This window comes from Novosphingobium olei (genome assembly GCF_012927405.1).
GTDB lineage: Bacteria > Pseudomonadota > Alphaproteobacteria > Sphingomonadales > Sphingomonadaceae > Novosphingobium > Novosphingobium olei.
Window position 1 is genome coordinate 92,501 of record NZ_JABBGM010000001.1, and the last position, 26,396, is coordinate 118,896.

The 26,396-nt window shown below is 65.2% G+C and carries 21 protein-coding genes, 2 tRNA genes and 2 rRNA genes (1 of these 25 cut by a window edge); 23 read left to right on the forward strand and 2 right to left on the reverse strand.

Going from position 1 to position 26,396, the window contains the following annotated elements; all coding sequences use genetic code 11:
• The 23 genes from HHL27_RS00475 to HHL27_RS00585 all read left to right on the forward strand — a co-directional run.
• Positions 1–31, forward strand: a tRNA-Ala gene (locus HHL27_RS00475); it begins 45 nt to the left of the window's first position.
• Between the two features lie 246 nt (positions 32–277).
• A 23S ribosomal RNA gene (locus tag HHL27_RS00480) occupies positions 278–3,070 on the forward strand.
• A gap of 105 nt (positions 3,071–3,175) precedes the next feature.
• Positions 3,176–3,290 (forward strand): 5S ribosomal RNA (rrf, locus tag HHL27_RS00485).
• Positions 3,291–3,491: 201 nt separating this feature from the next.
• Positions 3,492–3,568 (forward strand) — tRNA-Met (locus tag HHL27_RS00490).
• A gap of 125 nt (positions 3,569–3,693) precedes the next feature.
• Entirely contained in the window at positions 3,694–4,515 is an 822-nt protein-coding gene (locus tag HHL27_RS00495; protein ID WP_169491430.1) for a helix-turn-helix transcriptional regulator, read from the forward strand.
• Positions 4,516–4,604: 89 nt separating this feature from the next.
• A complete protein-coding gene (locus HHL27_RS00500) occupies positions 4,605–5,756 on the forward strand; it encodes a bile acid:sodium symporter family protein (RefSeq protein WP_169491431.1) in 1,152 nt (383 codons plus the stop codon).
• Positions 5,753–7,105, forward strand: coding sequence for an AtzE family amidohydrolase (locus HHL27_RS00505; RefSeq protein ID WP_169491432.1), 1,353 nt, complete (start codon positions 5,753–5,755; stop codon positions 7,103–7,105). Before HHL27_RS00500 ends, HHL27_RS00505 begins: the two co-directional genes overlap by 4 nt.
• Positions 7,102–8,439 carry an NCS2 family permease gene (locus tag HHL27_RS00510; protein WP_169491433.1) on the forward strand — a complete coding sequence of 446 codons (1,338 nt, stop codon included), beginning with the start codon at positions 7,102–7,104 and terminating at the stop codon, positions 8,437–8,439. Before HHL27_RS00505 ends, HHL27_RS00510 begins: the two co-directional genes overlap by 4 nt.
• The gene (locus HHL27_RS00515) at positions 8,436–9,371 is read left to right on the forward strand and encodes a 5'-methylthioadenosine/S-adenosylhomocysteine nucleosidase (RefSeq protein ID WP_169491434.1); all 936 of its coding nucleotides are present in this window, start codon (positions 8,436–8,438) and stop codon (positions 9,369–9,371) included. The genes HHL27_RS00510 and HHL27_RS00515 overlap by 4 nt, the downstream gene beginning before the upstream one ends.
• A gap of 4 nt (positions 9,372–9,375) precedes the next feature.
• Positions 9,376–10,959 (forward strand): gamma-glutamyltransferase family protein, encoded by a 1,584-nt coding sequence (locus HHL27_RS00520; protein ID WP_169491435.1) that lies wholly within the window; start codon positions 9,376–9,378, stop codon positions 10,957–10,959.
• The gene (locus tag HHL27_RS00525; protein WP_169491436.1) at positions 10,953–12,200 is read left to right on the forward strand and encodes an allantoate amidohydrolase; all 1,248 of its coding nucleotides are present in this window, start codon (positions 10,953–10,955) and stop codon (positions 12,198–12,200) included. Before HHL27_RS00520 ends, HHL27_RS00525 begins: the two co-directional genes overlap by 7 nt.
• Positions 12,187–13,428: a pyridoxal-phosphate-dependent aminotransferase family protein gene (locus HHL27_RS00530; protein WP_169491437.1), complete on the forward strand. Its 1,242-nt coding sequence runs from the start codon at positions 12,187–12,189 to the stop codon at positions 13,426–13,428. Before HHL27_RS00525 ends, HHL27_RS00530 begins: the two co-directional genes overlap by 14 nt.
• Positions 13,425–14,327, forward strand: a complete 903-nt coding sequence (gene puuE / locus HHL27_RS00535; RefSeq protein WP_169491438.1) for an allantoinase PuuE — start codon at positions 13,425–13,427, stop codon at positions 14,325–14,327. The genes HHL27_RS00530 and puuE overlap by 4 nt, the downstream gene beginning before the upstream one ends.
• Positions 14,324–14,704, forward strand: coding sequence for an oxalurate catabolism protein HpxZ (gene hpxZ, locus HHL27_RS00540; RefSeq protein ID WP_169491439.1), 381 nt, complete (start codon positions 14,324–14,326; stop codon positions 14,702–14,704). Before puuE ends, hpxZ begins: the two co-directional genes overlap by 4 nt.
• Positions 14,701–15,141, forward strand: a complete 441-nt coding sequence (gene uraD, locus HHL27_RS00545) for a 2-oxo-4-hydroxy-4-carboxy-5-ureidoimidazoline decarboxylase (RefSeq protein ID WP_169491440.1) — start codon at positions 14,701–14,703, stop codon at positions 15,139–15,141. Before hpxZ ends, uraD begins: the two co-directional genes overlap by 4 nt.
• Positions 15,138–16,337 carry a urate hydroxylase PuuD gene (locus tag HHL27_RS00550; RefSeq protein WP_169491441.1) on the forward strand — a complete coding sequence of 400 codons (1,200 nt, stop codon included), beginning with the start codon at positions 15,138–15,140 and terminating at the stop codon, positions 16,335–16,337. The genes uraD and HHL27_RS00550 overlap by 4 nt, the downstream gene beginning before the upstream one ends.
• Positions 16,334–16,663, forward strand: coding sequence for a hydroxyisourate hydrolase (gene uraH / locus HHL27_RS00555; RefSeq protein WP_169491442.1), 330 nt, complete (start codon positions 16,334–16,336; stop codon positions 16,661–16,663). The genes HHL27_RS00550 and uraH overlap by 4 nt, the downstream gene beginning before the upstream one ends.
• Positions 16,664–16,666: 3 nt before the next feature.
• Positions 16,667–18,082, forward strand: a complete 1,416-nt coding sequence (gene xdhA, locus HHL27_RS00560) for a xanthine dehydrogenase small subunit (RefSeq protein WP_169491443.1) — start codon at positions 16,667–16,669, stop codon at positions 18,080–18,082.
• On the forward strand, positions 18,079–20,391 hold the full coding sequence (gene xdhB / locus HHL27_RS00565; RefSeq protein WP_169491444.1) for a xanthine dehydrogenase molybdopterin binding subunit: 2,313 nt from the start codon (positions 18,079–18,081) through the stop codon (positions 20,389–20,391). The genes xdhA and xdhB overlap by 4 nt, the downstream gene beginning before the upstream one ends.
• Entirely contained in the window at positions 20,388–21,314 is a 927-nt protein-coding gene (gene xdhC, locus HHL27_RS00570; protein ID WP_169491445.1) for a xanthine dehydrogenase accessory protein XdhC, read from the forward strand. Before xdhB ends, xdhC begins: the two co-directional genes overlap by 4 nt.
• Positions 21,311–22,612: a guanine deaminase gene (gene guaD, locus HHL27_RS00575; RefSeq protein ID WP_169491446.1), complete on the forward strand. Its 1,302-nt coding sequence runs from the start codon at positions 21,311–21,313 to the stop codon at positions 22,610–22,612. The genes xdhC and guaD overlap by 4 nt, the downstream gene beginning before the upstream one ends.
• Positions 22,609–23,625: an adenosine deaminase gene (locus tag HHL27_RS00580; RefSeq protein ID WP_169491447.1), complete on the forward strand. Its 1,017-nt coding sequence runs from the start codon at positions 22,609–22,611 to the stop codon at positions 23,623–23,625. Before guaD ends, HHL27_RS00580 begins: the two co-directional genes overlap by 4 nt.
• Positions 23,626–23,633: 8 nt before the next feature.
• Complete coding sequence (locus HHL27_RS00585) at positions 23,634–24,725, forward strand: nucleoside hydrolase (protein WP_169491448.1); 1,092 nt, start codon at positions 23,634–23,636, stop codon at positions 24,723–24,725.
• 3 nt (positions 24,726–24,728) lie between these two features.
• Here the strand turns inward: HHL27_RS00585 and HHL27_RS00590 are convergent, their stop codons facing one another.
• Both HHL27_RS00590 and HHL27_RS00595 read right to left on the reverse strand, forming a co-directional pair.
• The gene (locus tag HHL27_RS00590) at positions 24,729–25,259 is read right to left on the reverse strand and encodes a phosphoribosyltransferase (RefSeq protein WP_169491449.1); all 531 of its coding nucleotides are present in this window, start codon (positions 25,257–25,259) and stop codon (positions 24,729–24,731) included.
• A gap of 84 nt (positions 25,260–25,343) precedes the next feature.
• Positions 25,344–26,297: a LysR family transcriptional regulator gene (locus HHL27_RS00595; protein WP_169491450.1), complete on the reverse strand. Its 954-nt coding sequence runs from the start codon at positions 26,295–26,297 to the stop codon at positions 25,344–25,346.
• Between the last annotated feature and the right edge of the window lie 99 nt (positions 26,298–26,396).

Here is a 26,396-nt window from a genome sequence, read left to right on the forward strand (position 1 = left end):
GTCATCGGTTCGATCCCGATAGGCTCCACCAGTTTCCAAGACTGCTCCAGAGATGAAGACACGAAATCCGGTTTTAGGACCGGTACTGCGGGATTTGCCCGCTTCTTTGACATTGTGAATGGGTTTTTTAATCGATGCCGTGGCGCATCGTATCCTCAGACGTTGAGGGTACATATGATGCGGCACAACAGATGATTATTATCTGGCTGAGATTATCGTCCACGCCTGCAAACGGCGACAGCGTTTATGCAAGGCTGTCGTTGATGGTGTGGATTCTCAAGCGTGAGGTAAGAGCATTTGGTGGATGCCTTGGCATGTACAGGCGATGAAGGACGTGGCACGCTGCGATAAGCGTCGGGGAGTTGTGAGCAAACTTTGATCCGGCGATTTCCGAATGGGGAAACCCACCTTCACCATTTCTCTCGATCTGCGGGTAACCGGGGTTCGAGTGAGGTGGATAAGGTATCACCGAGCTGAATAAAATAGGCTTGGTGAAGCGAACCCGGGGAACTGAAACATCTCAGTACCTGGAGGAAAAGACATCAACCGAGATTCCGTTAGTAGTGGCGAGCGAACGCGGACCAGGCCAGTGCCTTCTCTTCAACTAGCAGAACACTTTGGAAAGAGTGGCCATAGCGGGTGACAGCCCCGTATGCGAAAGTGATGGAGAAGGACTCGAGTAGGGCGGGACACGTGTAATCCTGTCTGAACATGGGGGGACCACCCTCCAAGCCTAAATACTCGTACATGACCGATAGCGAACACAGTACCGTGAGGGAAAGGTGAAAAGCACCCCGATGAGGGGAGTGAAACAGTACCTGAAACCGAATGCTTACAAGCAGTAGGAGCGGCATAGGCCGTGACTGCGTACCTCTTGCATAATGGGTCAGTGACTTAGTTTATCGAGCAAGCTTAAGCCGTTAGGTGTAGGCGCAGCGAAAGCGAGTCTGAATAGGGCGACAGAGTTCGATGAATTAGACCCGAAACCCGGTGATCTAGGCATGACCAGGTTGAAGGTGCGGTAACACGCACTGGAGGACCGAACCGTTGAATGTTGAAAAATTCTCGGATGAGTTGTGTTTAGGGGTGAAAGGCCAATCAAACCGGGAAATAGCTGGTTCTCCGCGAAATCTATTGAGGTAGAGCGTCGGACGTATACCGTTGGGGGTAGAGCACTGGATGGATGCGGGGGTCGCGAGATCTACCAATTCTAACCAAACTCCGAATACCAACGAGATTTATCCGGCAGACAGACGGCGGGTGCTAAGGTCCGTCGTCAAAAGGGAAACAGCCCTAACCTACAGCTAAGGTCCCCAAGTCACGTCTAAGTGGGAAAGCATGTGGGAATCCCAAAACAACCAGGAGGTTGGCTTAGAAGCAGCCATCCTTTAAAGAAAGCGTAACAGCTCACTGGTCTAAACAAGGGTTCCTGCGGCGAAGATGTATCGGGGCTCAAGACGTGCACCGAAGCTTAGGGTTCGGACTTCGGTCCGAGCGGTAGCGGAGCGTTCCGTAGGCTGATGAAGCGATCTGGTAATGGGTCGTGGAGGTATCGGAAGTGCGAATGCTGACATGAGTAGCGACAAAGAGGGTGAGATGCCCTCTCGCCGAAAGACCAAGGGTTCCTGCTTAAAGCTAATCTGAGCAGGGTGAGCCGGCCCCTAAGACGAGCCCGAAGGGGGTAGTCGATGGGAACCACGTTAATATTCGTGGGCCTGGTGGTGTGTGACGGATCATGTGTGTTGTCACTCCTTATTGGATTGGAGTGGCTTCGAAATGGTTCCAGGAAATAGCCCCACCGTATAGACCGTACCCGAAACCGACACAGGTGGTCTGGTAGAGTATACCAAGGCGCTTGAGAGAAGTATCCTGAAGGAACTCGGCAAATTGCCTCCGTACCTTCGGAAGAAGGAGGCCCCATATATGCGCAAGCACTTGTGGGGGGCACAGGCCAGGGGGTAGCGACTGTTTAGCAAAAACACAGCACTCTGCTAAGTCGGCTTCAAGACGACGTATAGGGTGTGACGCCTGCCCGGTGCTCGAAGGTTAAGAGGAGGAGTGCAAGCTCCGAATTGAAGCCCGAGTAAACGGCGGCCGTAACTATAACGGTCCTAAGGTAGCGAAATTCCTTGTCGGGTAAGTTCCGACCTGCACGAATGGCGTAACGACTTCCCCACTGTCTCCAGGATATGCTCAGCGAAATTGAATTCTCCGTGAAGATGCGGAGTACCCGCGGTTAGACGGAAAGACCCCGTGCACCTTTACTGCAGCTTCAGAGTGGCATTAGGAAAGAATTGTGTAGCATAGGTGGGAGGCTTTGAAGCACCGGCGCCAGCTGGTGTGGAGCCATAGGTGAAATACCACCCTGTTGTTTTCTGATGTCTAACCCAGGACCGTTAGCCGGTTCGGGGACCCTCTGTGGCGGGTAGTTTGACTGGGGCGGTCGCCTCCTAAAGAGTAACGGAGGCGCGCGATGGTAGGCTCAGGCCGGTTGGAAACCGGCTGTTAGAGTGCAATGGCATAAGCCTGCCTGACTGCGAGATTGACGAATCGAGCAGAGACGAAAGTCGGTCATAGTGATCCGGTGGTCCCTCGTGGAAGGGCCATCGCTCAACGGATAAAAGGTACGCCGGGGATAACAGGCTGATGATTCCCAAGAGCTCATATCGACGGAATCGTTTGGCACCTCGATGTCGGCTCATCACATCCTGGGGCTGGAGCAGGTCCCAAGGGTTTGGCTGTTCGCCAATTAAAGTGGTACGTGAGCTGGGTTCAGAACGTCGCGAGACAGTTTGGTCCCTATCTGCCGTGGGCGTCGATACTTGAGAGGAGTTGCCCCTAGTACGAGAGGACCGGGGTGAACATGCCTCTGGTGTACCTGTCATTCCGCCAGGAGTGCAGCAGGGTAGCTATGCATGGACGGGATAACCGCTGAAAGCATCTAAGCGGGAAGCCTCCCTCAAGATAAGGTATCATCGAGTCGTGGTAGACCACCACGTTGATAGGCCGGGTGTGGAAGTGCGGTAACGCATGAAGCTAACCGGTCCTAATAACTCTGTTCATGCTTGAGAATCCCACCATCAATGACAGCCTTGCGGCTGCCAGATGGGCGGTATCCAGCCAGGACAAAACCTCATCTGTATCATCGATTAAAATCTTTGCGCCGGCTCTATTGCTTGGTGACCATAGCGTCTGTGACCCACCCGATCCCATCTCGAACTCGGCCGTGAAACCAGTCTGCGCCAATGGTACTAACGCTCAAGCGTTGGAAGAGTAGGGCGTCGCCAGGCATTAAAGCCGACGCAAAGAAAACCCATTCACAATCTCAAGGGCCTTCGTGCCCTCCAAAAGGGGCCCTCCAAGGCCCCTTTTTGCGTCACCATCGACGCACACATCAGTGGCGCGGGGAGAAGCAGCCCGCCGCTGGATCGCTCGCCGATCCAGAAAACAAAACTGCCACAGGGCTGGCACACCCAGCCCAAACATGGTGTCGCGGGGTGGAGCAGCCCGGTAGCTCGTCAGGCTCATAACCTGAAGGTCGCAGGTTCAAATCCTGCCCCCGCAACCAATGATCTCCATTAGATACTCGTACCTCCGGTAGACTCCTCCACGCCGCTGTGCGAGCTTGCCTGTGGGATAACGCGCTGGCATTTCGAAGCCGAGTGGCGATCTCCAATTGCGTGGAGATGATGGATGCCATTCGCCGAGCCGGGGTGCTTAGAGAATCACGTCGAGCCCTTTCACCGGACCCATGATCTTGTCGAGCCGGTGACCGTTCGCGATGTGCATGACATTCGCGATTGCGCCCGAGCGCTGTGTAACTTCGCCGCGGAATTCGATTTCCGCGCTGCACTATGTGGTGACATAGCGACCTCGGAGCCCATGGTGGATGCCCAGGGCAATGTGCTCGCCGCCGATGCGTTCGGATGGCTCGGCGATGGGGAGCGTTGGTGGGAGGACCATCGCTTGGCCTTGCGGTCGCCCTTGCCGCGGGCATGCCGTTATGAGGCAGAACCGTTCTGGTGTAATGCGCAAGGCTTCCACACACTCACGCCGAATCCCTATTTGGACGAGATTGGCCTTACCGACTTCTTTGAGTCGCGATTCCGCGCCCGTGCGACAATTGTCGTGCCCGTGCACCTGCCCTTCGCACAGGTGTCCGCGAATTGCTTCATCCACCGGGATCTCGCGAAAACCGATCTGACCGAGGAATTCGCGGAGCTAGGCGCTATTCTCGGACTGCTCACCCGGCGTTTTATTTCGACCTATGTCAGTACGATGCGGTCGCAGAAGCGGCGGATCCCCGGAAATTGCGATCTGACCAAGCGTGAAGTGGAGTGCCTGCGCTGGGCCGCTTTGGGCAAGACAGATCGCGAAGTCAGCGAGATTATCGGGATAAGCCACGCGACTGTGCGCTACCATTTGCAACGCGCCGCAGAAAAACTCGAGTCTGTCAACAGGACGCAGACCATCTTCAAGGCAGGACAACTTGGGTTTCTGGGGGCAAGCAACTAACCGGATTTCGCTGCTCTATTTTTTGCAACACATCGTCCAGATCATTGCGTTGGATCGATAGCCTGCGACCCGTCATATCGCAGTGCACCATGACCAAGCCGGCCCTGCCCAAGATCGATCCGTTCCTGCTCTGGCTGGTCGGGACCGTCATTGCGGCCAGCATCATTCCGGCTCGCGGCGCGGGCGCCACCGTGTTCGGCATTCTTGCCGACATCGCGATAGCATTACTGTTCTTCTTCCACGGCGCCAAGCTTTCGCGCGAGGCGGTGCTGGCAGGCATCGGCAACTGGCGGCTGCATCTTCTGGTGCTGCTTTCGACCTACGCACTGTTCCCGCTGCTCGGCCTGATCGTGGCGCGCTTTTCCGGCGGTCTGCTCGATCCGCTGCTGGCCAACGGTGTGCTATTCCTGACCCTGCTGCCATCGACGGTGCAAAGTTCCATCGCGTTCACGGCGATGGCCGGCGGCAACGTTGCCGCGGCGGTGTGCAGCGCATCGCTTTCAAACCTGATCGGCATCATCGTCACTCCCCTGCTGGTGACGTTCACCATGGATGGGTCTGGCGCCATGGGCGCGTCCGGTCATGGATCGGCGGCGGGGCTCGATTCGGTGCGGTCGATCGCGACGCAGCTCCTGTTGCCGTTCCTTGTCGGCCACTTCCTTCGACCGGTGATCGGGAGATGGATCGATCAGCACAAGGCCATCCTCCAGCCGATCGATCGCAGTTCGATCCTGCTGGTGGTCTACAGCGCGTTCAGCGCGGCGGTCGTGAACGGGATCTGGCACAAGGTCGGGCTATATGACCTTGCCGTGTTGCTGGCGGCGTCGGCGCTGATCCTGGCGCTGGTTATGGGGGCCAACGCGCTGGCTGCCCCGCTTGCCCGCTTGCCGCGCGAAGACGCCATCGTCCTGCTGTTCTGCGGTTCGAAGAAGAGCCTTGTTTCCGGCGTTCCGATGGCGGGCGCGCTGTTCGCGCCGGCGCAAGTGGGCGTGGTGGTCCTGCCGCTGATGATCTTCCACCAGCTCCAGCTGTTTCTTTGCGCCTGGCTGGCCGCGCGGTTCCGGCGCGAGATGACGGTCGCACCGGCCGTGCCGCGTCCCGTGCAGGGCGAGGCGGCGATGCTCGATCGGGCGGGCGAGATCGGGTTGCCGATTCCCGAAGCCTGCCAGCCGGGCGTGGTCGCCAACCTCGAACTGCTGGGCCGCCATGCCGAGACGCTGCTGCGCGAGGATCGCGCGTGAACGCCTGTGCCATCGCCGCAGCGGTGCGCCGCGGGCAAGTGTCCGCGCTGGCGGTGGCCGAGTGCGCGATCGCGGCCTGCGGAGCCGACAGCCACGTTGCCGTGACCCGCGTTCTTGCCGAGCGCGCCCGCGATGCAGCCGCGAAAGTCGACGCGACGATCGCTGCCGGCGGCGATCCCGGACCGCTGGCCGGCGTTCCCTATGGCGTCAAGGATCTGTTCGACGTGGCCGGTCTGCCGACCACGGCGGGTTCGGCCTTTCGCCGCGAAGCGGAGCCTGCCCCGCAGGATGCAAGCGCGATCCGCCGCCTGGCCGACGCGGGCGCCGTGCTCGTGGCAACGCTCAACATGGACGAGTTCGCATATGGCTTCGCGACGATCAACTCGAGCTATGGCACAACCCGCAATCCGCACGATCCTTCACGCCTTGCCGGCGGAAGCTCCGGCGGTTCGGCCGCGATCGTCGCTTCGGGAGCGCTTTCGTTCAGCCTCGGATCGGACACCAATGGTTCGATCCGGGTGCCGGCGAGCCTTTGCGGCCTTTACGGGCTGAAGCCCGCGCACGCGTCGTTGCCGCTCGACGGGACGTTTGCCTTCGCGCACAGCTTCGACGACATCGGCCCGTTCGCGACCAACCTTGGCGACTTGGCCCTGATCTGGGAGGTCCTGCTGGGGCGCGCGGTCGCGGACGACGGGGCGGCAGATCCGATCCGCGTCGCCCGCCTTGGCGGCAGGTTTCGCCAGAACGCCGACCCGGCGCAGCTTGCCGCGATCGACGCCGCCGCGCCGGATGCTCCGCTGGTCGAGCTTCCCGACATTGCCAAGGCCCGCAGCGCGGCATTCCTGATGACCGCCTATGAAGGCGGTCATCTGCATCGGGACACGCTGGCGCGGGACGCGATGGCCTATGATCCGGCCGTGCGCGACCGATTGCTGGCGGGCGCCCTGCTGCCCGACGCGCTCTACGAACATGCCGTGCGCTGGCGTGGCGAATTCAACGCGCGGCTTCGCGCCCGGTTTGCCAGGTTTGACGTTCTGCTCGCGCCGGCAACGCCCTGCTTCGCGCCGTCCATCGCCGATCCGCGGATCGAGATCGACGGCGCGCTCAGTCCGGCGCGCGCGGATCTTGGGATCCACACCCAGCCGATCACCTTTACCGGCCTGCCTTCGCTGTGCGTTCCGCTCAAGCGGGCGGGCCAACTGCCGCTCGGGCTGCAGATCATCGGGATGCCCGGTTGCGAAGCAAGGATGTTGCGCTTTGCCGTCATGCTGGAAGAGAAGGGGCTGACCGGGGTTACCGCGCCGATCGCCGGAAGCACATTCGGGGCGCACGTGGGGGAATTGACATGACGGAGGCGCAGGCCAGCGCACTCGACCGCCGCTTCAAGCTGAGCGAGCGCGGCACCAGCGTGAGGACCGAAATCCTTGCAGGCTTCACCACCTTCCTGACGATGGCCTACATCGTTCTGGTCAACCCCGCGATCCTGGGACAGGCCGGGCTGCCGGTGGCATCGGTCGCGGCGGCGACCTGCTTTGCCGCGGCCTTCGCCTCGATCCTGATGGGGCTGGTGGCCAACACGCCGCTCGCGCTGGCGCCGGGGATGGGGCTCAACGCCTATTTCAGCTTCACCGTGGTGCAGCAGATGGGCGTGCCCTGGCCGATTGCGCTCGGCTGCGTGTTCATTTCGGGCGTGGCGTTCCTGATCCTGACGCTGACCGGCGTGCGGCAGATGATCGTTTCGGTCATCCCGCATCACCTGTTCGCAGCGGTGGCCGGCGGCATCGGCCTGTTCATCGGCTTCATCGGGCTGAAGGATGCGGGGATCGTCGTTGCCAACCCGGCAACGTTCGTGGGGCTTGGTCCGGTCACCCAGCCGGGACCGGCGCTCGCCCTGTTCGGCCTCGTCGTGATCGGCACCTTGAGCGTGTGGAACGTGCGCGCCGCGATGCTGATCGGTATTGTCCTCACGACGATAGCAGCCTGGGTGTTCGGCCAGGTCACCCCTCCGACCGAACCCTACAGCCTCGCCGCACTCACCGGCACCGCGTTCAAGCTCGACATTTCCGGCGTGTTCGGGCTTACCGGCAGCCACGGGCTCGGCTTGCTTGAAATCCTCTTCGTGTTCCTGTTCGTCGATCTGTTCGACAACATCGGCACGCTGGTGGCGGTGACCAAGCGCGCCGGCCTGATGGATGCCGCCGGGCGCATTCCGGGTCTCAACCGTATCCTGATGACCGATGCCGTGGCCACCATGGTCGGCGCGATGGCGGGCACCAGCACCGTCACCAGCTATGTCGAAAGCGCGGCCGGGGTGCAGGCGGGCGGGCGCACCGGACTGACCGCCGTTGTCACCGGGGTGCTGTTTCTCGCCACCATGTTCGTGGCGCCCTACGCGCAGATGGTCCCGCTGGCCGCCACCGCGCCCGCGCTGGTCGTCGTCGGTGGACTCATGCTGCTGCCCTTGACCGAGGTCGATTGGGAAGATCCGATGGCAGCGATCCCCGCCTTCCTCACCGTCGCGATGATCCCGCTGACCTTCTCGATCGCCAACGGCCTTGCCTTCGGCATTACCGCGCACGCGCTGCTCAAGCTGCTCAAGGGGCAGGCGACGCGCGCCGACTGGTTCCTATTCACGCTCGCGGCGCTGTTCGTCGTGCGCTTTGCCTGGATGGCCACCGCATGAATTTCCGACTGACCTTCGCTACCGCCGCCTTCGCGCTCGTGCTGCCCGCCAGCGCCCAGGCCCAGCGTCTCGATGAAACCCCGCGCACCGTGGTGATGACGGCGTTCCGGCCGGAGTGGAACGCGCTTGCCCCGGCGATCAAGGACGCGCACGAGCACAAGATCAACGGCGGCACGTTCCTCACCGGCACGCTGGAAGGCAAGCCGGTGATCCTGATGCAGAGCGGCGTTTCAGTCGTGAATGCAGCGATGAACACCCAGCTCGTGCTCGACCGCTTCACCGTCAAGCGCATCGTGTTTTCCGGGATAGCGGGGGGCGTCGATCCCAGGCTTTCCATCGGCGATGTGGTGGTGCCCGAGGACTGGGGCCAGTATCTCGAAGCTTCGTTCGCGCGCAAGAGCAAGGGCGGATGGACACCGCCCGACAAGGGCGATTCCGAAAGCCCGGCGAACTGGAACTTCATCTTCCCGCGTGGCACGATCATGGGCAACGCCCAGACCGCGCCCAAGCGGATCTATCGCGTGCCGGCCGATCCCGCGCTACTCGCCTTGGCGCGCAGGGTCGTGCCCACGATCGCGCTGGAACGCTGCGTGCCGCCTTCCGAAAAGATGCTGCCCGGATCGGAGCTGTGCCTGCCGCGCACGCCCAAGGTGGAAGTGGGCGGCACCGGGGTGACGGCGGGGATCTACGCCGACAACGCCGAATTCCGCATCTATCTGCACAAGGCGTGGCAGGCGCGCGTGCTCGACATGGAAAGCGCTGCGGTGATGCAGGTCGCCTATACCAACATGGTCCCGGCGATCGTCTTCCGCAGTTTGTCCGACCTTGCCGGTGGCGACCAGCACAAGAACATGGAAGATACTTTCGAGCACCTGGCGTCGGTCAATTCCGCGCACGTCGTCCGCGCCTTCGTGGCCGCGTTGGCGGACTGACCCGATGGGGCTTTCCACCGTCACCGGATCGAAGGGCATGGTCACCGCGCCGCACTACCTTGCGGCAGAGGCGGGGCTTTCGATCCTGCAGGACGGCGGCAACGCCATAGAAGCGACGGTCGCCGTGCAGGCGTGCCTTGCGGTGGTCTATCCGCACATGACCGGCATCGGGGGGGACGGCTTCTGGGTCATTTCCGAACCCGAAGGGGCGGTCCATGGCATCCACGGCTGCGGCGGCGCGGCTGGTGCGGCCACGCTCGACCTGTACGACGGGCTCGATACGGTGCCGTTCCGGGGGCCGCTCGCCGCCAACACCGTCGCCGGGACGATTTCGGCTTGGGAGGCAGCGCTGGCGAGCGGTGGCGGCAACCTGCCGCTGGCGCGCCTGTTGCGCGATGCGATTGCGCATGCCGAGGCCGGAATCGCCGTCACGGCAGGGCACGCCGCGCTTGCGGTGAGCAAAGGCCCGGAACTGCGCGTGCAGCCGGGCGCCTATGCCGCAACGTTCGAGCCCGACGGGCGGCCCTTGCGCCAAGGCGAGGTGCTGCACCAGCCGCTGCTCGCGCAGACCTTGCGCCGCCTTTGCGAGGATGGGCTTGCCAGCTTCTACACCGGCGAGGTTGCCGAGGATATCGCCGCCGATCTCGCCGCGCTGGGAAGCCCCGTTTCCGCCGCTGACCTCGCGGCCCATGCCGCCACGCGGCCCGCACCGCTCACCACCCGCTTGAGTGACGTGCAGTTGTGGAACAGCGCGCCGCCGACCCAAGGGGCGGCATCGCTCATGATCCTTGCCCTGTTTAACCGGCTTGCGGCTAGTGAGGCCGACGGCTTCGATCATGTCCACGGACTCGTCGAGGCAACCAAGCAGGCGTTCCTGCTGCGCGACGTGCACCTGGGCGATTCTGCGTGGAGTCCATTCGACTGGCAGGCCTTGCTATCCGACACGTCCGCGCTCGATGCGCTTGCGGCGAATATCGACCCCGCTGCCGCTCTGCCCTGGCCGCAGCCGGCGCAATGGGGCGATACCTGCTGGTTCGGCGCCGCCGATGCGCAAGGTCGCGTGGTCAGCGCGATCCAGTCGACCTACTTCGAATTCGGCTCGGGGCTGGTGCTGCCGAGGACCGGGATCACCTGGCAGAACCGGGGCAGCAGCTTTCGGCTCGCCCATGAAGGCTGGAATGCGCTCAAGCCCGGGCGCAAGCCGTTCCATACGCTCAATCCTGCGCTCGCGCGGTTCGATGATGGCCGGATCATGGCCTACGGCACGATGGGTGGCGAAGGGCAGCCGCAGACCCAGGCCGCGCTGTTCAGCCGCTACGCCCGTTTCGGGTGCGATCTGCAGGCGTCGATTTCGGCCCCGCGCTGGCTGCTGGGGCGGACTTGGGGCGACCAGTCGACCACGTTGAAGCTCGAAGACGGTTTCGACGAAAGCCTCTACGCCGCGCTCGCCGCCGCGGGACACCAAGTGGAGCGGGTCGGGCCGCTGACCGCCACGATGGGGCATGCCGGCGCCATCGTCCGCCATCCCGACGGACGCCTGGATGGCGCGACCGACCCGCGCAGCGATGGTAAGGTGGCCGCATGGTAGCCCAAGCCACGCAGGCCGGGGGCGCGCGTGCGGTGGTGCGCTGCGATGCGCTCACCCGTCCGCCGTTCAGCGAAAGCGCGGAAGGACTGACCCGGACCTACCTTTCGCCCGCGTTCTTTGCCGCGCAGGATCGCATCGCCGAATGGATGCGCGATGCGGGCATGACCGTGTCGCGCGATGCGGCGGCAAACCTCGTCGGGCGCTACGAAGGGGACGATCCGAACGCGCCATTACTGCTGATCGGCAGCCATATCGACAGCGTGCGCAACGCCGGGCCCTATGACGGCCCGCTCGGCGTCATGCTCGCGATCGAGGCGGTCGGCGCGCTGCATGCCGCAGGCAAGCGGATGGCCTTCCCGATCGAGGTCATCGCCTTCGGGGACGAAGAAGGATCGCGCTTTCCCGCAGCGATGCTGACCAGTCGCGCGGTTGCCGGCACGCTCGATCCCGCCGCGCTCGATGTCCGCGATCGCGATGATGTGGCGTTGGGCGATCTGCTGGACGTCACCGCCTACCCCTCGGCCGCCCGGCCGCGCGGTTCGGTGTTCGCCTATCTCGAAGCGCATATCGAGCAGGGGCCTGTGCTCGAAGCACAGGGGCTCGCGGTCGGGACGGTCACGGGCATCGCCGCGCAGATGCGCTACGAGGTTGAACTGATCGGCAGCGCCGGTCACGCCGGCACCACCGCGATGGGTCTGCGGCGCGACGCGGTGGCCGGCATGGCGGAGATGGTTCTGGCGACGGAAACGGTCGCGCAGGACAGCCTGGGGGACGTCGTAGCCACCGTGGGCATCGTGCAGGTACCTTCAGGTGCCGCCAACGTCATCGCCGGGAAATGCGCCTTCACGCTCGATGTCCGCTCTGGTTCGGAAGCCCGACGCGATCGCGCGGCCGACGAAATCCTGCGTCGTTTCCGGCGCATAGCCGATGCCCGCGATCTCGGCCTCGCCGTGCGCAAGGTCCACGACCTGCCCGCCAGCCCGTGCGCGCCCGCGTTGATGGATCTGCTTGACGCCGCCATTCACTCTGCAGGCCACAAGCCCTTCCGCCTCGTTTCCGGCGCCGGTCACGATGCGATGATCATGGCCGCGCTCTGCCCCACCGCGATGCTGTTCGTGCGGTGCCGGGGCGGGGTGAGCCACAATCCTGCCGAACATGTCGATCCGGTGGACGCCGAAGTGGCGCTGCGGGTCATCCTCGGCTTCATCGACCGCCTGGGAGCCCTGCATGCAGCCGCTTGACCCGACCTATTTCGGCGACATCGACCCGCCGCAGCGTCTGCTGATGGGGCCTGGGCCGGTCAACGCCCATCCTCGCGTGCTGCGCGCGATGGCGGCCGATCTGCTGGGTCAGTTCGATCCCGAGATGACCGGCTTCATGAACCAGGTCATGGCGCTCTACCGCCCGGTGTTCGGGACGCAGAACCAGTGGACCATGCTGATCGACGGCACTGCCCGCGCGGCGATCGAGGCATCGCTCGTCAGTCTGGTCGAACCGGGCGACACGGTGCTGGTGGTCAATTTCGGCCGCTTCGGCCTGCTTCTGACAGAAATCCTCAACCGGTTGGGCGCGAAGATCGAGACAGTTAGCGCGCCATGGGGCGAAGTCGTGCCGCTCGAAGCGATAGCCGAGGCGATCGAGCGGGTCGGGCCGAAGGTCGTGGCCACCGTCCACGGCGATACATCGACCACGATGGCGCAGCCGCTCGAAGGGCTGGGCGCGCTGTGCCAGGCGGCGGGCGCCTATCTCTATGTCGATGCCTGCGCGACGCTGGGCGGAATGGAGATCGCGGCGGATCGCTGGGGCGTCGATATCGTGACCGGCGGCCTGCAGAAGTGCCTTGGCGGCCCTTCCGGTTCCGGCCCGATCACGGTCTCCGACCGCGCGGCCACCCGCATCTTCGCGCGGCGGCACGTCGAACAGGGCATCCGCCGGGCCGACATCGTCGATGGCGCAGGCCCCCGGATTCCGTCCAACTACTTCGATCTGGCGATGATCATGGACTACTGGTCCGACAAGCGGCTGAACCACCATACCGAGGCGACGTCGATGCTCTATGCCGCGCGCGAATGCGCGCGGGTGGCGCTGGGTGAAGGGCTGGACGCGCGCTTTGCCCGGCACCGCAAGGCGGGCGCGGCGATGACGGCGGGCGCGCGGGCGCTGGGCCTGACCGTATATGGCGACGATGCCTATCGCATGACCAACGTGACCGGGGTGTACATCCCCGAAGGGATCGATAGCGAAGCGGTGCGCACGATGATGCGCGAACACTTCGAGATCGAGATCGGCACCGCCTTCGGACCGCTGCAGGGCAAGATCTGGCGGCTGGGCGCGATGGGCTACAATGCCATGAAGCACAAGGTTCTGCTGACGCTCGGAGCGCTTGAGGCCTGCCTGAAGGCGCAAGGGTTCAGCCTTCCGCTGGGCGAGGCCGTGCCGGCGGCGCTGGCGGCGTGGGAGGCGGCGTGACCCAAGCGCGCGATCTCGTCGGTTATGGCCCGACGCCGCCCGAGGCTGCCTGGCCCGGCGGGGCGCGTGTCGCCGTGCAGTTCGTGATCAACTACGAGGAGGGCGCGGAAAATTCCGTGCTCAATGGCGACAAGGGCTCCGAAGCGTTCCTGTCCGACATGGTCGGCGCAGGTTCCCATCCGGCGCGCGCGATGGCGATGGAAAGCCTTTACGAATACGGCAGCCGCGCCGGTTTCTGGCGCCTGCACCGCCTGTTCACGGAGCGCGGCGTGCCGGTGACGGTGTTCGGCGTGGCGGCGGCGATGGCGATGAACCCGGCGGCGGTCGCGGCGATGCTTGCCGCCGATTGGGAGATCGCCAGCCACGGTTATCGCTGGATCGATTACCAGTACGTGCCCGAAGATGTCGAACGCGAACATATCGCGCGCGCGATCGAGGTGCACACGCAGGTTACCGGAAGCCGACCGATGGGCTGGTACCAGGGGCGGATCTCGCCCAACACTGCGCGCCTTGTCGTAGAGGAAGGGGGCTTTCTCTACGATGCCGACAGTTACGCCGACGACGTGCCTTACTGGGATGCGCGCCATGGCAAGCCGCAGCTGATCGTGCCCTATTCGCTCGACGCCAACGACATGAAGATGGTCGCGCTCAACGGCTTTACCGAAGGCGAACAGTTCTTCCGCTACTTGCGCGACACGTTCGAGCAGTTGCGCGCGGAAGGCGGGCGGATGATGTCGGTGGGCCTGCACGGCCGCATCGCCGGGCGCCCGGCCCGCGCCCGCGCCGTCGCGCGGTTCGTCGACCATGTGATCGCCAGCGGTGACGCTTGGATCGCCCGCCGGATCGACATCGCCCGGCACTGGATGGACCTGCACCCCTACGTCGAAGAGGCGGCATGAGAATCGACGACCCCGCTCTCCTCGCCGAAGTGACCGCCGCGTTCCATGCCTATGAAGCCGCGCTCATGGCCGACGACATTCCCGCGATGGACGCGCTGTTCCACGATGCGCCGACGACCAACCGCTTCGGCGTGGGCGAAGTGCTGTGGGGGATCGATGCGATCCGCGATTTCCGCAAGGGGCGCGGCGGATCGCCCCAGCGGCGGCTCGGCCACGTGGCCATCACCGTTTACGGCGATCGTTTCGCCACGGCCGATGCGGAATTCTTCCGCGAAGGCGCCGATCGTCGCGGGCGGCAATCGCAGGCCTGGGTCAGGTTCGACGACGGCTGGAAGGTCGTCTCGGCCCACGTCAGCCTCGAAGGAACGACGTCATGACCGCGCTGTTCGAACACAGCCCGTGGGTCGAAGCGCGCGCCGATGCGCGGCCATCGACCGGCAACCGCCATGCGGATCTGATGGCGGTGGTGCACGCCGCCTCGGCTAATGAACAGCTCGCGCTGATCCGCGCGCACCCGGAGCTGGCTGGGAAAGCGGCGATCGACCGCACCTTGACCGCTGCCTCGGCCGCCGAGCAGGCGAGCGCCGGGCTCGACCGGCTGAGCGAGGCGGAATTCGCCCGGTTCCACACGCTCAACGCCGCCTATCGCGAACGCTTCGATTTCCCCTTCATCATCTGCGTCCGCCTGACCGACAAGGCGGGCATTCTCGCGGCCATGGAGCAGCGCCTGCGCAACGACCGCGAAACCGAGATCGCCACCGCGATCGCGCAGATCGGTGAGATCGTCCGTCTTCGGCTGGAGGACCAGGCATGACCTTCGACCTGCTCGAATGGCTGAACCTTGCGGTCCGCTGGTTCCACCTGACCGCGGGCATCGCCTGGATCGGCTCGTCCTTCTATTTCGTCTGGCTCGACAACCATCTCGTGCCGCCGAAGCAGGGTGATGCTTCGGGCGAGGTCTGGTCGGTCCACGGCGGCGGGTTCTACCACAAGCAGAAGTATCAGGTGGCCCCGGCGCACATGCCCGAGGACCTGCACTGGTTCAAATGGGAGGCCTATACCACCTGGATCACCGGCTTCTTGCTGCTGGTGCTGGTCTATTACGTCGGCGCGTCCAGCTTCCTGCTCGATCCGGCGAAGTCCAGCCTGACCGCATCGGACGCGATCATGCTTGGCCTCGTCTCACTTGCCGGTGGCTGGGGTTTCTACGACGTGTTGTGCCGTTCGCCGCTGGGCAAGGACAACCGCGTGGTAGGGGTGGTCTGGTTCGCCTTCCTGATGTTTGCGGCGTGGTTCCTGAACTCGGTGTTCAACGCGCGCGGGGCCTATCTGCACGTCGGCGCGATCATGGGCACGGCGATGGTCGGCAACGTGTTCTTCGTGATCATCCCCAACCAGCGCAAGGTCGTCGCCGCGCTGATGGCCGGGCGCGAACCCGATCCCGCGCTGGGCAAGGCCGCCAAGCAGCGATCGCTCCACAACAACTACATGACGCTGCCGGTGCTGTTCATCATGATCAGCCACCACTACGCGATGACTTATGGCGCGGCGCGGCCATGGCTGGTGCTGGCGCTGATCGGCCTGACCGGGGTTGCCGTGCGCCATGTCTTCAACCTGCGCCATCGCGGTGCGTCGACCGGCCGGGCGATGCTGGTGGCGGGCGCAATGGCCCTGGTCATGGTGACCTACGTTTCGGCCGAGAAGCTGACGCTGCCGGCCGAGGCGAAGGCCGCCGCTCCCGATGCTGCCCCGGCCAGCTACGCCAGCGTCCAGCCGATCTTCGCCAGGCATTGCCTCGCCTGCCACGCCGAACATCCGAGCAATGCCGCGTTCACCGCGCCGCCGCTTGGGGTTGAGCTCGACAGCTACGAGCATGCGCGCATCTATGCGGCCCGCGTGAAGAAGGTTGCCGTCGACAGCGAGATCATGCCGCTCGGCAACACGACCGGAATCACGCGCGAGGAACGCGACACCATCGGCCGCTGGATCGCGGCGGGAACCCCGCAATGAGCACGCTTTCGACCCATGTCCTCGATACCATGCACGGTCGGCCCGCCGCCGGCGTGAAGCTGCGACTGGAGGACGCCTTTGGCGTGGCTCTGTTCACGGGGCAGACCAACGACGATGGCCGCTGTCCGGGAATGCCCGAATTGTCGCCGGGCCGCTACGCCCTGACCTTCGAGGTCGCCGCCTACTTTGTGGGCGAGGGCGTCGCGCTGCCTGATCCGCCGTTCCTCGACGAAGTGCGGATCGCGTTCGGGATGGCTGAGGCAGGGCACTATCACGTGCCGCTGCTCGTCTCGCCCTTCGCTTATTCGACCTACCGGGGTAGCTGAGGCATGGCGGTACGCTTCGTACTCGATGGGCAGGTGGTGGAAATCGCCGAGCCCGATCCCACCGGCACCGTGCTCGACTATCTGCGCGGGGCCTTGCGCCGCACCGGCACCAAGGAAGGCTGCGCCGAAGGCGATTGCGGCGCCTGTACCGTGCTGGTCGGCGAAGCGGCGGGCGAGTGCGTCGCGTGGCGCGCGGTCAACGCCTGCATCCTGTTTCTGCCGATGATCCACGGCAAGGCGCTGATGACGGTGGAAAGCCTGGCGCAGGGAGGTGAACTCAACCCGCTGCAGGCCTGCATGGCGGGCAACGGGGCGTCGCAGTGCGGCTTCTGCACGCCGGGCTTTGTCATGTCGCTGCACGGCCGCGCGATCGGTGCGCTCGGCAGCGAACTGCCGGTGGCGGACGTGATCGCCGGCAATCTGTGCCGCTGTACCGGATACGGTCCGATCGTCGAAGCGGGCGAGAAGGTCGCGTGCCTCGCGCAGGACGACAGTGCGACACTCGCCGCGCTTCGGGCGCTTGGCGCGGATGGCGCGAGCGGCACGTTCGGCGACCGCCTCTGGTTCGCCCCGCGCTCGTCCGACGAACTCGCCGCCGTGCTGGCCGAATACCCGCAAGCGCGCATTGTCGCCGGCGCGACCGACGTCGGACTGTGGGTGACCAAGGGCCTGCGCGATCTCGATACGCTCGTGTTCATCGGCGACGTGGCGGACCTCAAGGCGATCGAGGAGAGCGATGCCGGCGTGCGTCTGGGCGCGGGCGTGCGCTATGCCGAGGCCCATCCGGCGCTGTCGCGGCTGCACCCTGACCTTGGCGAGCTTGTCCGCCGCATCGGCGGCTTGCAGGTGCGCAATTCGGCCACCGTCTGCGGCAATATCGCCAATGGCTCGCCGATCGGCGATGGTCCGCCAGCGCTGATCGCGCTGGGCGCCGAGCTTACGCTGCGCGGGCTCGAAGGGCGCCGGACGATCGCGCTTGAGGACTATTTCCTCAACTACGGCAAGCAGGACCGCCGCGCAGGCGAATTCGTCGAAAGCGCGTTCGTGCCGCGCCCCGATGCGGCTACGCGCGTTCACATTTCCAAGCTTTCGCGCCGCTTTGACAGCGACATCACCGCCGTGCTCGGCGCCTTTGCGCTGACAGTCGATCAGGGCACGATCGTCGCCGCGCGCGTGGCCTTCGGCGGCATGGCCGCGACGCCGCGCAGGGCGCCTGCCTGTGAGGCGGCCCTGATCGGCCAGCCATTCGAAGAAACGACCATCGCGTCCGCCGCCGCCGCGCTGGGCGAAGACTTCGCGCCACTGACCGACGTTCGCGGCAGCGCCGCCTATCGCATCGAAGCCGCCAGGGCGCTGCTGTGGCGGCTGTGGCATCGCGAACAGGGCGTGCCCGTTTCGGTGCTGGAGATCGCCGGATGAACGCCGAAGCCGCACCGCTCTGGCCGGTCGCAACTAAGCCTTCCAACCCGCACGACAGCGCGCATCTGCATGTCGCTGGCCTTGCCCGCTATGCCGATGACGAGCCGGAACCAGCGGACATGCTGCACCTCGCCTTCGGCTTTTCCAGCGAAGCGCGGGCGCGGATCACCGCCATCGATCTATCCGAAGTCCGCGCCTTCCCCGGCGTCGTCGCGGTCTACACCGCCGCCGATATTCCGGGCGAGAACAACGTCGGCCCGATCGCGCACGACGATCGCGTCCTGGCCGATGCCGAGGTGATCAGCCACGGCCAGCCCGTGTTCCTCGTCGCCGCGACCACCCGTCTTGCCGCGCGCAAGGCGGCGCGCCTCGGCAAGGTCACCTACGAGCCGCTGCCTCCGATGGTGACGGTCGACCAGGCCCGCGCCGAAAACAGCCGGATCGAGGCGGACCAGCGCATGGCGCAGGGCGATGCCGCCGCCGCGCTCGCCACCGCGCCACATCGGCTGGCGGGCACGCTGCGGATCGGCGCGCAGGACCACTTCTATCTCGAAGGTCAGATCGGCCTCGCGCGCCCCGGCGAGGACGGGCAGATCCACATCGTCAGTTCGAGCCAGCACCCGAGCGAGGTGCAGCATCTCGTCGCCCACCTGCTGAACAAGCCCAGCGCCGACGTGACGGTCGAGGTGCGGCGGATGGGCGGTGCCTTCGGCGGCAAGGAAAGCCAGGCCGCGCTGTTCGCCGCCGCCGCTGCGCTCGTCACCCATCACACGGGCCGCCCCGCCAAGTTCCGCTGCGACCGCGACGACGACATGATCGTCACCGGCAAGCGCCATGATTTCGAAGTCGCCTACGAAGCGGGACACGACGACGAAGGCCGCCTGCTCGCGGTCAAACTGCGCTTTTCGGCGCGTTGCGGCGCGACGATGGACCTGTCGCCAGGCATCAACGACCGGACGATGTTCCATGCCGACAACTGCTATTTCCTCCCCGACGTCGAGATCCTGTCCGAAAGGCTGAAGACCAACACCGTTTCCGCCACCGCCTTCCGGGGCTTCGGCGGTCCGCAGGGGATGCTGGCGATCGAGCGCGTGTGCGATCACGTCGCCGCGCGGCTGGGGCTCGATCCGCTGGCGGTGCGGGCGCGCAATCTCTACGGTCGGGGGCGCGACGTCACGCCCTATGGCATGCCGGTTGAGGACAACATCGCGCCGCAACTGATCGCCCGCCTGCGCGAAACTTCGGATTATGATGCGCGGCGTTCGGCGATCGCGGCGTTCAATGCGACGAACCCTGTGCTCAAGAAGGGCATCGCGCTCACGCCCGTGAAGTTCGGCATCAGCTTCACGACAACCCACCTCAACCAAGCGGGCGCTCTGGTCCACGTCTATGCCGACGGTTCGATCCAGGTGAACCACGGCGGGACTGAGATGGGGCAGGGGCTCTACATCAAGGTGGCGCAGATCGTCGCCGACGCTTTCGGCGTGCCCGTGGGGCAGGTGCGGATCACCGCCACGCGCACCGACAAGGTGCCCAATACATCGGCGACCGCAGCCTCTTCGGGCGCTGACCTCAACGGCATGGCGGCGCACAACGCGGCGATGGCGATCCGGGACCGCATGGCCGCCTTCCTTGCCGGCGCCTACGGCTGCGCGCCGGACGAAGTGCGCTTTGCCAGGGGCGAGGTTGTCGTCGGCGGCGAGACTATCGCGTTCGGCGATGCCGCCCGGCGCGCGCACCTCGGGCGCATTTCGCTGTCCTCGACCGGGTTTTACGCCACGCCCGACATCGCCTACGACCGGCCGAGCCACAAGGGCCGCCCGTTCTACTATTTCGCCTATGGTGCGGCGGTGAGCGAGGTGGTGGTCGACACGCTGACGGGCGAGCACAAGGTCCTTGCCGTCGACATCCTCCACGACGTCGGCCGCTCGCTCAATCCCGCGATCGACCGGGGCCAGATCGAAGGCGGCTTCGTCCAGGGGCAGGGCTGGCTGACCACCGAGGTGGTCGAATGGGATGCCAAAGGGCGGCTGCTCAACCATTCGCCGGCCACCTACAAGATCCCGACGGCCAGCGACCGGCCCAAGCGGCTGCGCATCGACCTGTGGGACGGCGAGAACCTGAAGCCCACCATCCACCGCTCGAAGGCGGTGGGGGAGCCGCCACTGATGCTGGCGAATTCGGTGTTCTGCGCGATCTCCGCTGCCATCGCCGCCACCACGCCCGACAAGGCGGACCTTCCGCCGCTCGATGCCCCGGCAACCCCCGAAGCCGTCCTGCGCGCGATTGCGGGGCACCGGGCCGCGTGACTGACTGGCTCGCCCATATCCGCGATCACGCGCCCGTCGAGCCGCTCGCGCTGATCAGCGTGCTGGCGACCGAAGGTTCCGCGCCTCGCGGGGCGGGCACCCGCATGGTCGTGACCGCACTGGGCGAATACGGCACGATCGGCGGCGGCGCGCTCGAACTGCGCGTGATCGAACAGGCGCGCGCTATCCTGGCCCACGCACCGGGCACATGGCGGGTACAGGACTATCCGCTGGGGCCGCTGCTGGGCCAGTGCTGCGGCGGGCGCGTGCGCGTGCTGGTCGAACACCTCGACCGCAAAGCGCTCGGCTGGCTGGCGGATGCTGCCGAAGGACGCACGCTCGTCAGCCTGCTCAAGCCGGGCCGGATAGAGCGGCTGGTGGACGATGGCCCCGCCACGGCGCTTTCGGCGCGGGGTGACCGTCCGCGCGAAGGCATGCGGCTTGCCGAAACCATCGGCATTGCCCGTCGCCCGCTGTACCTGTTCGGCGCTGGCCATGTGGGCCAGGCGATCGCCCGCCACGCCGCCGGGCTGCCCGTCCGGCTCGCCTGGTTCGATACCCGCCCCCTGTTCGAAACGATCGACGGCGTCGCCATCGTGCCGGAAGCGGATATCGAACAATGCGTGGCCGAAGCGCCCGAAGATGCCGCCATCGTCATCCTGACGCACGATCACGGGCTCGATTATCGCCTGACCCGCGCCGCGCTCGAGCGCCCGCCGGTCGCCTTCATAGGACTGATCGGTTCGCTGACGAAGCGCGCCCGTTTTCTCTCGAGGCTCGAACGCGATGGCGTGTCCGCACAGGCGCGTGGGCGGCTGACCTGCCCGATCGGCCTGCCCGGCGTGACAGGGAAGGAACCGGACGTCATCGCCATCGCCGTGCTCGCGCAGCTGCTGCAGATGCGGGCGATGGAAGCGGCATGACGCTCCACGCCTATCGCGGCGAGATCCTCAGCCTCGCCCACGATCCCGCCGAAGCGCCGGACGCGGTGCGCCACGATCCGGACGGCGTGCTGGTGATCAAGGACGGGGTGATTGTGGCGCGTGGCGCTGCGGATGATGTTCTGCCGCGCTTCCCGGGCGTGGAGGTCGAACACTTGCCCGGCCTCGTCGTCCCCGGCTTCATCGACGCGCACGTCCATTATCCCCAGCTCGACCGCATCGGCAGCCACGGAGAGCAACTGCTCGACTGGCTCGACCGGCATATTTTCCCGGCGGAGAAGGCCTTCGCCGATGCGGGTCACGCGGGAAGCGTGGCTGAAGCTTTCCTCGGTGAGCTGCTGCGCCATGGCACGACCAGCGCGCTGGTCTTCGCAACCGTCCATGCCGCCTCGGTCGACGCGTTCTTCGCGGCGGCCGAGCGGCGCAATCTGCGCATGGCCTGCGGCAAGGTGCTGATGGACCTCGGGCCCGAAGGCCTGCGCGACGATCCGGCAAGCGCGCTGGCCGAAAGCGAGGCGCTGATCGCGAAGTGGCATGGCAGGGCCCGGCTGACTTACGCCGTTACCCCGCGCTTCGCCCTCACATCGAGCGACGAGCAGCTGGCCATCGCCGGGCGCTTGCTGGCGGACCACCCGGGCGTCCTCCTCCACACCCACCTGGCAGAGAACGTGCGCGAGATTTCCGAAGTCGCCGAGCGCTTTTCGGACGCCGCCGACTATCTCGATGCCTACGACCGGTTCGGCCTCGTCACAGACCGGTCGGTCTTTGCCCACGGCGTGCATCTGCCAGACCGCTCTTGCGCGCGACTTGCCGAAAGCGGAGCCGGCATCGCGGTTTGCCCGACGTCGAACTTCTTTCTCGGCTCCGGCATGTTCGATTTCGCCCAGGCCGAAGCCCACATGGTGCGGCTTGGGCTCGGCAGCGACATCGGCGCGGGCACCAGCCTGTCGCTGCTCCACAATGGCGGCGCGGCCTACCAGGCGGGCCTTTTCAAGGGCTACCGTCTCGACCCCTTCCGCGCGCTCTGGCTGGCGACGGGGGGCAGCGCCCGGCTGCTGCACATCGACGCCAAGGTCGGCGCTCTGGCCGAAGGGCAGGAGGCCGATTTTGTCGTGCTCGATGATCGCGCAACACCATTGCTTGCGCGCCGCACCGCCGGGGCCAGCCTCGCCGAACGGCTGTTCGCCATGCAGGTGCTGGGCGATGACCGTACCGTGCGCCAGACTTACGTGCTCGGCCGCTGCGCATGGGACCGCGATGCGCTAGGATCGGCGCCATGACCGACCTCGACCGTTTCATCGCCGGCCTGCTCAAGGCCGAACTGCACCTGCACATCGAAGGCAGCCTCGAACCCGAACTGATGTTCGCGCTGGCCGAACGCAACGGCGTGACCATCCCGTACGCCAGCGTCGAGGATGTCCGCGCGGCCTACGCCTTCTCCAATCTGCAGGATTTCCTCGACATCTACTACGCCGGGGCCAGCGTGCTGCTGACCGAGGCCGACTTCCACGATCTCGCCATGGCCTACTTCGACCGCGCGGCGGCCGATGGCGTGCGCCATGCGGAGATCATGTTCGATCCGCAGACCCACACCGATCGCGGCATTGCCTTTGCCGCCGTGATCGAAGGGCTGCTGTCCGCCATGGCCGAGGCGGAAGCCAAGCATGGACTGACCAGCGCACTGATCCTGTCGTTCCTGCGCCACTTGTCTGAAGAGGCCGCGTTCGAGACGCTGGCCATGGCCGAGCCGTGGCTCGACCGGATCGCCGCCGTGGGGCTGGACAGTTCCGAGATCGGCCACCCGCCGTCCAAGTTCGCCCGCGTCTTCGCCGCGGCGCGGGCCAAGGGTCTCAAGCTCGTCGCGCACGCAGGGGAGGAAGGGCCGCCTGCCTATGTCTACGAAGCGCTCGACCTGCTCCACGTCGATCGCATCGACCATGGCAACCGCGCACTTGAGGACGAGGCGCTGGTTCAGCGCCTCGCGGGCGAGGGCATGACGCTGACCGTCTGCCCGCTCTCCAACCACAAGCTCTGCGTGGTGGGCGACCTGGCCGATCACCCGATCGACCACATGCTCGCCGAAGGGCTGAAGGCGACGATCAATTCGGACGATCCGGCTTATTTCGGCGGCTATGTCGCCGACAACTACCGCGCGGTTGCGCGCGCGCGGGGGCTGTCGCGCGAGGCTTTGGTCCAACTCGCACGCAACAGCTTCACCGGCTCGTTCCTGCCGCCCGAGGCCGTCGCCATGCATCTTGCCGCCATTGACGCCTACGCGGCACACGCAACCTGAGGAGTTCCATGCGCCGCCTTCTCGCTGCCCTTGCGCTGTTCCTCGCCGCCCTCTCTCCCGCGCAGGCGCAGGAGGCCCGCCGCAAGGTGATCATCGACGACGAGGGCTTCGCGCTGATGCACCTGATGCTGCTGGAGGATGCCGGCACCGAAGTCGTCGGCGTGACCAGCGTTTCGGGTAACGTCTGGGCCAATCGCGCCACCGCCATGGCGCTGCGCGGGCTCGAACTGACCGGACACGAAAAAGTGCCGGTGGCGCAGGGCGCGACCTTCCCGCTGCTCAATTCCCAAGCGCGAACCGAGCGGTGGGAAGCGCTCTACGGCAAGCTCACCTGGAAAGGCGCGTTCATGAAGCAGTGGGCCGAACCCACCGCGCAATCGACGCCGCCCTATCACAGTCCGTTCGACCCGGTCGACTTGCCGTGGGGCAACGCCAAGCTGAAGCCGCTGGTCGAGCCAGCCGCTGCGTTCATGGTCCGCATGGTCCGCGCGCATCCCCACCAGGTCACGATCATGGCCTGCGGGCCGCTGACCAATCTCGCGCTGGCGCAGCGGCTCGATCCCGAATTCGCGTCGCTGGTCAAGGAACTGGTCGTCATGGGCGGCAGCCTCAATCCGCGCCAGACGCTCGACAACCGCGCCGCCGCCGATTTCGCGCGCGAATTCGTCAACACACCGCGCCGCGAATTCAACATTCGCTTCGATCCGGAAGCGGCGAGCATGGTTTCGCACGCCCCTTGGCCCAAGGTGACGATCGTCCCGGTCGATCCTTCGACCGGTACGCAGCTTACCCCGGCTCTGGTCGATCGCCTGGCGAAGGCGGCACGACCGCCGGTGGCGGCGATGATTCGGCGCATGGAGCCGGGCTTTCCGATGTGGGACGAAATCGCCGCCGCCGTCTGGCTCGACCCTTCGCTCGTCACCGACAAGGAGCGGCTGTGGTATGATTTCGATACCCAGTTCGGCCCGGGCTACGGCGACATGCTGACATGGCGCGACGCCTACCGCCCGGGGTTGGACGAGGGCCAGGCGGACATCGTCCGCAGCATCGACGTGCCCAAGATGGAAGCGCTGATCGAGCGCATTCTCGCCCGACGTTAAGGTTCAGCCAAGGCGTTCGGGAACGGCCTGGGCTTCCTCGGTCAGGGTCTCGGCGGTCATCACCGCTTCCCAAGGGAACACGAACCAGCGCTTGTCCTCGGCGCGGTCGATCGTTTCGGCGGCATAATCTACCCGGACCTGCGAACGGATGTTGTCCATCAGCACCGCGAACTTGAGGTTTTCGGGATTGCAGCCGTTATCGGCCAGCAGCTTGCGGATGTAGACGATCGTGCCGCCGCTGTCGTTGATGTCGTCCACGAACAGCAACCGCGTGCCCTCGCTCGACTTGGTCGCGACCTTGCCGAGCAATTCGTCGGCGAAACCCGGCACTTTCGACGAATGGTCGATCGACAGCATCGGCACCTGCAACTCGTGGCTGATGTAGACGGCCGGCACGAGGCCACCGCGACCGATACCGATGATGAAGTCCGGCTTCCACGAACCCGTCGCCAGAGTCTTCGACAGACCGCGCGCCTTGGTGAGAAAGTCCTCGTAGGCGATGTAGTTGAGAACAGGGGCGGAAGTGTGGGTCATGGCCTGAAGAAGGTCCGTCAACGATTGCGGGAAAGCGGCCCGGTTACCGTTTTCCGGCGATTCCGGCAATGGGTTCGCGTCTGGTCATCCCCCGTCGACTTCCTCCGCCATCACCTGCGGCTGGATCGCGGCGGGCCAGGCAAACTGCGCAAAGGCGGTCTGGATCTCGCCCAGCACGATGTCTGCGGCGTAGGACGGTGGCCGCGCTGCCGCCGTGCAAAGCGCCAGCGTCATCGGGCGCAGGACTGGATCACTTATTCGGGTAAAGGCCAGCCGTCCTGCGCGTACCTCGGTCATGACGTCGAGCGAAGTGAGAATGCCGATGCCGACCCCCTGCTGCACGAGCGAGGTAATCATCTGGATATCGTCAGATGACACCTTCTTGTCGAGCGTCGCGCGCGTGGTGCCTTCCAGCACGAGAACCTGCTGGTGCACCGCCAGCGGATGCGTAGGAACCACCACCGGGGATCCGATACAGGCGGAAAAGCGCGCTTCCTGTTGCTGGGCGAAAGGGTGACCCACCGGCGTGACGAAGCCCAGATGGACGTCGGCGAAGGCATGGACGGTGATGTCGCGATAGGATTCGGGGTCGAAGAAGATGCCGAAGTCCACCTCGTTGCTGGCGATCATCCGTCGCACCGCGTCGTTCCCGCGCACCCGCACGGCGATCGAGATGCCGGGATAGCGGCTCTGGATCGTCTGGATTGCAGCCGGGATCACGCCCTTGGCCAAGGCGTCGATGATCGCGATCTCGACATGGCCGCGTTTCAATCCCCGCAGATCCTCGATCTGCGCGCGCACTTCCGAAAGGCTCTTCTGCCAGCGCCCCCCTGCGGCCATCATGATCTCGCCTGCAGCGGTTAGCCTCAGGCCCGTCGGCAGTCGTTCAAACAGCGGCATGCCGATTTCGGCTTCCACATTCAGGATCTGCCGATCGATTGCCGAGGCCGAGACATTGAGTTCGTCCGCCGCCTTTCGGATCGAGCCGAGCCGGCCCACGGCCATGAAGTAACGAAGAAAGCGCGAGAACGCGGGCATTGTCAGGCCTACCTATTTTTTGCAACGCAGCGTCGGAATCATTGCAGTTGCGAGCGAAGGGTCAAGACCCTAGGCCAGCCCTACCGCATTTTTAGAATG

Excerpts from the sequence above, each read along its gene's own strand:
- HHL27_RS00495 (WP_169491430.1), top strand. The coding sequence starts at position 3,694 with ATGCCATTCGCCGAGCCGGGGTGCTTAGAGAATCACGTCGAGCCCTTT.
- HHL27_RS00500 (WP_169491431.1), top strand. The coding sequence starts at position 4,605 with ATGACCAAGCCGGCCCTGCCCAAGATCGATCCGTTCCTGCTCTGGCTG.
- HHL27_RS00510 (WP_169491433.1), top strand. The coding sequence starts at position 7,102 with ATGACGGAGGCGCAGGCCAGCGCACTCGACCGCCGCTTCAAGCTGAGC.
- HHL27_RS00515 (WP_169491434.1), top strand. The coding sequence starts at position 8,436 with ATGAATTTCCGACTGACCTTCGCTACCGCCGCCTTCGCGCTCGTGCTG.
- HHL27_RS00520 (WP_169491435.1), top strand. The coding sequence starts at position 9,376 with ATGGGGCTTTCCACCGTCACCGGATCGAAGGGCATGGTCACCGCGCCG.
- HHL27_RS00525 (WP_169491436.1), top strand. The coding sequence starts at position 10,953 with ATGGTAGCCCAAGCCACGCAGGCCGGGGGCGCGCGTGCGGTGGTGCGC.
- HHL27_RS00530 (WP_169491437.1), top strand. The coding sequence starts at position 12,187 with ATGCAGCCGCTTGACCCGACCTATTTCGGCGACATCGACCCGCCGCAG.
- hpxZ (WP_169491439.1), top strand. The coding sequence starts at position 14,324 with ATGAGAATCGACGACCCCGCTCTCCTCGCCGAAGTGACCGCCGCGTTC.
- uraD (WP_169491440.1), top strand. The coding sequence starts at position 14,701 with ATGACCGCGCTGTTCGAACACAGCCCGTGGGTCGAAGCGCGCGCCGAT.
- HHL27_RS00550 (WP_169491441.1), top strand. The coding sequence starts at position 15,138 with ATGACCTTCGACCTGCTCGAATGGCTGAACCTTGCGGTCCGCTGGTTC.
- uraH (WP_169491442.1), top strand. The coding sequence starts at position 16,334 with ATGAGCACGCTTTCGACCCATGTCCTCGATACCATGCACGGTCGGCCC.
- xdhA (WP_169491443.1), top strand. The coding sequence starts at position 16,667 with ATGGCGGTACGCTTCGTACTCGATGGGCAGGTGGTGGAAATCGCCGAG.
- xdhB (WP_169491444.1), top strand. The coding sequence starts at position 18,079 with ATGAACGCCGAAGCCGCACCGCTCTGGCCGGTCGCAACTAAGCCTTCC.
- guaD (WP_169491446.1), top strand. The coding sequence starts at position 21,311 with ATGACGCTCCACGCCTATCGCGGCGAGATCCTCAGCCTCGCCCACGAT.
- HHL27_RS00580 (WP_169491447.1), top strand. The coding sequence starts at position 22,609 with ATGACCGACCTCGACCGTTTCATCGCCGGCCTGCTCAAGGCCGAACTG.
- HHL27_RS00585 (WP_169491448.1), top strand. The coding sequence starts at position 23,634 with ATGCGCCGCCTTCTCGCTGCCCTTGCGCTGTTCCTCGCCGCCCTCTCT.
- HHL27_RS00590 (WP_169491449.1), bottom strand. The coding sequence starts at position 25,259 with ATGACCCACACTTCCGCCCCTGTTCTCAACTACATCGCCTACGAGGAC.
- HHL27_RS00595 (WP_169491450.1), bottom strand. The coding sequence starts at position 26,297 with ATGCCCGCGTTCTCGCGCTTTCTTCGTTACTTCATGGCCGTGGGCCGG.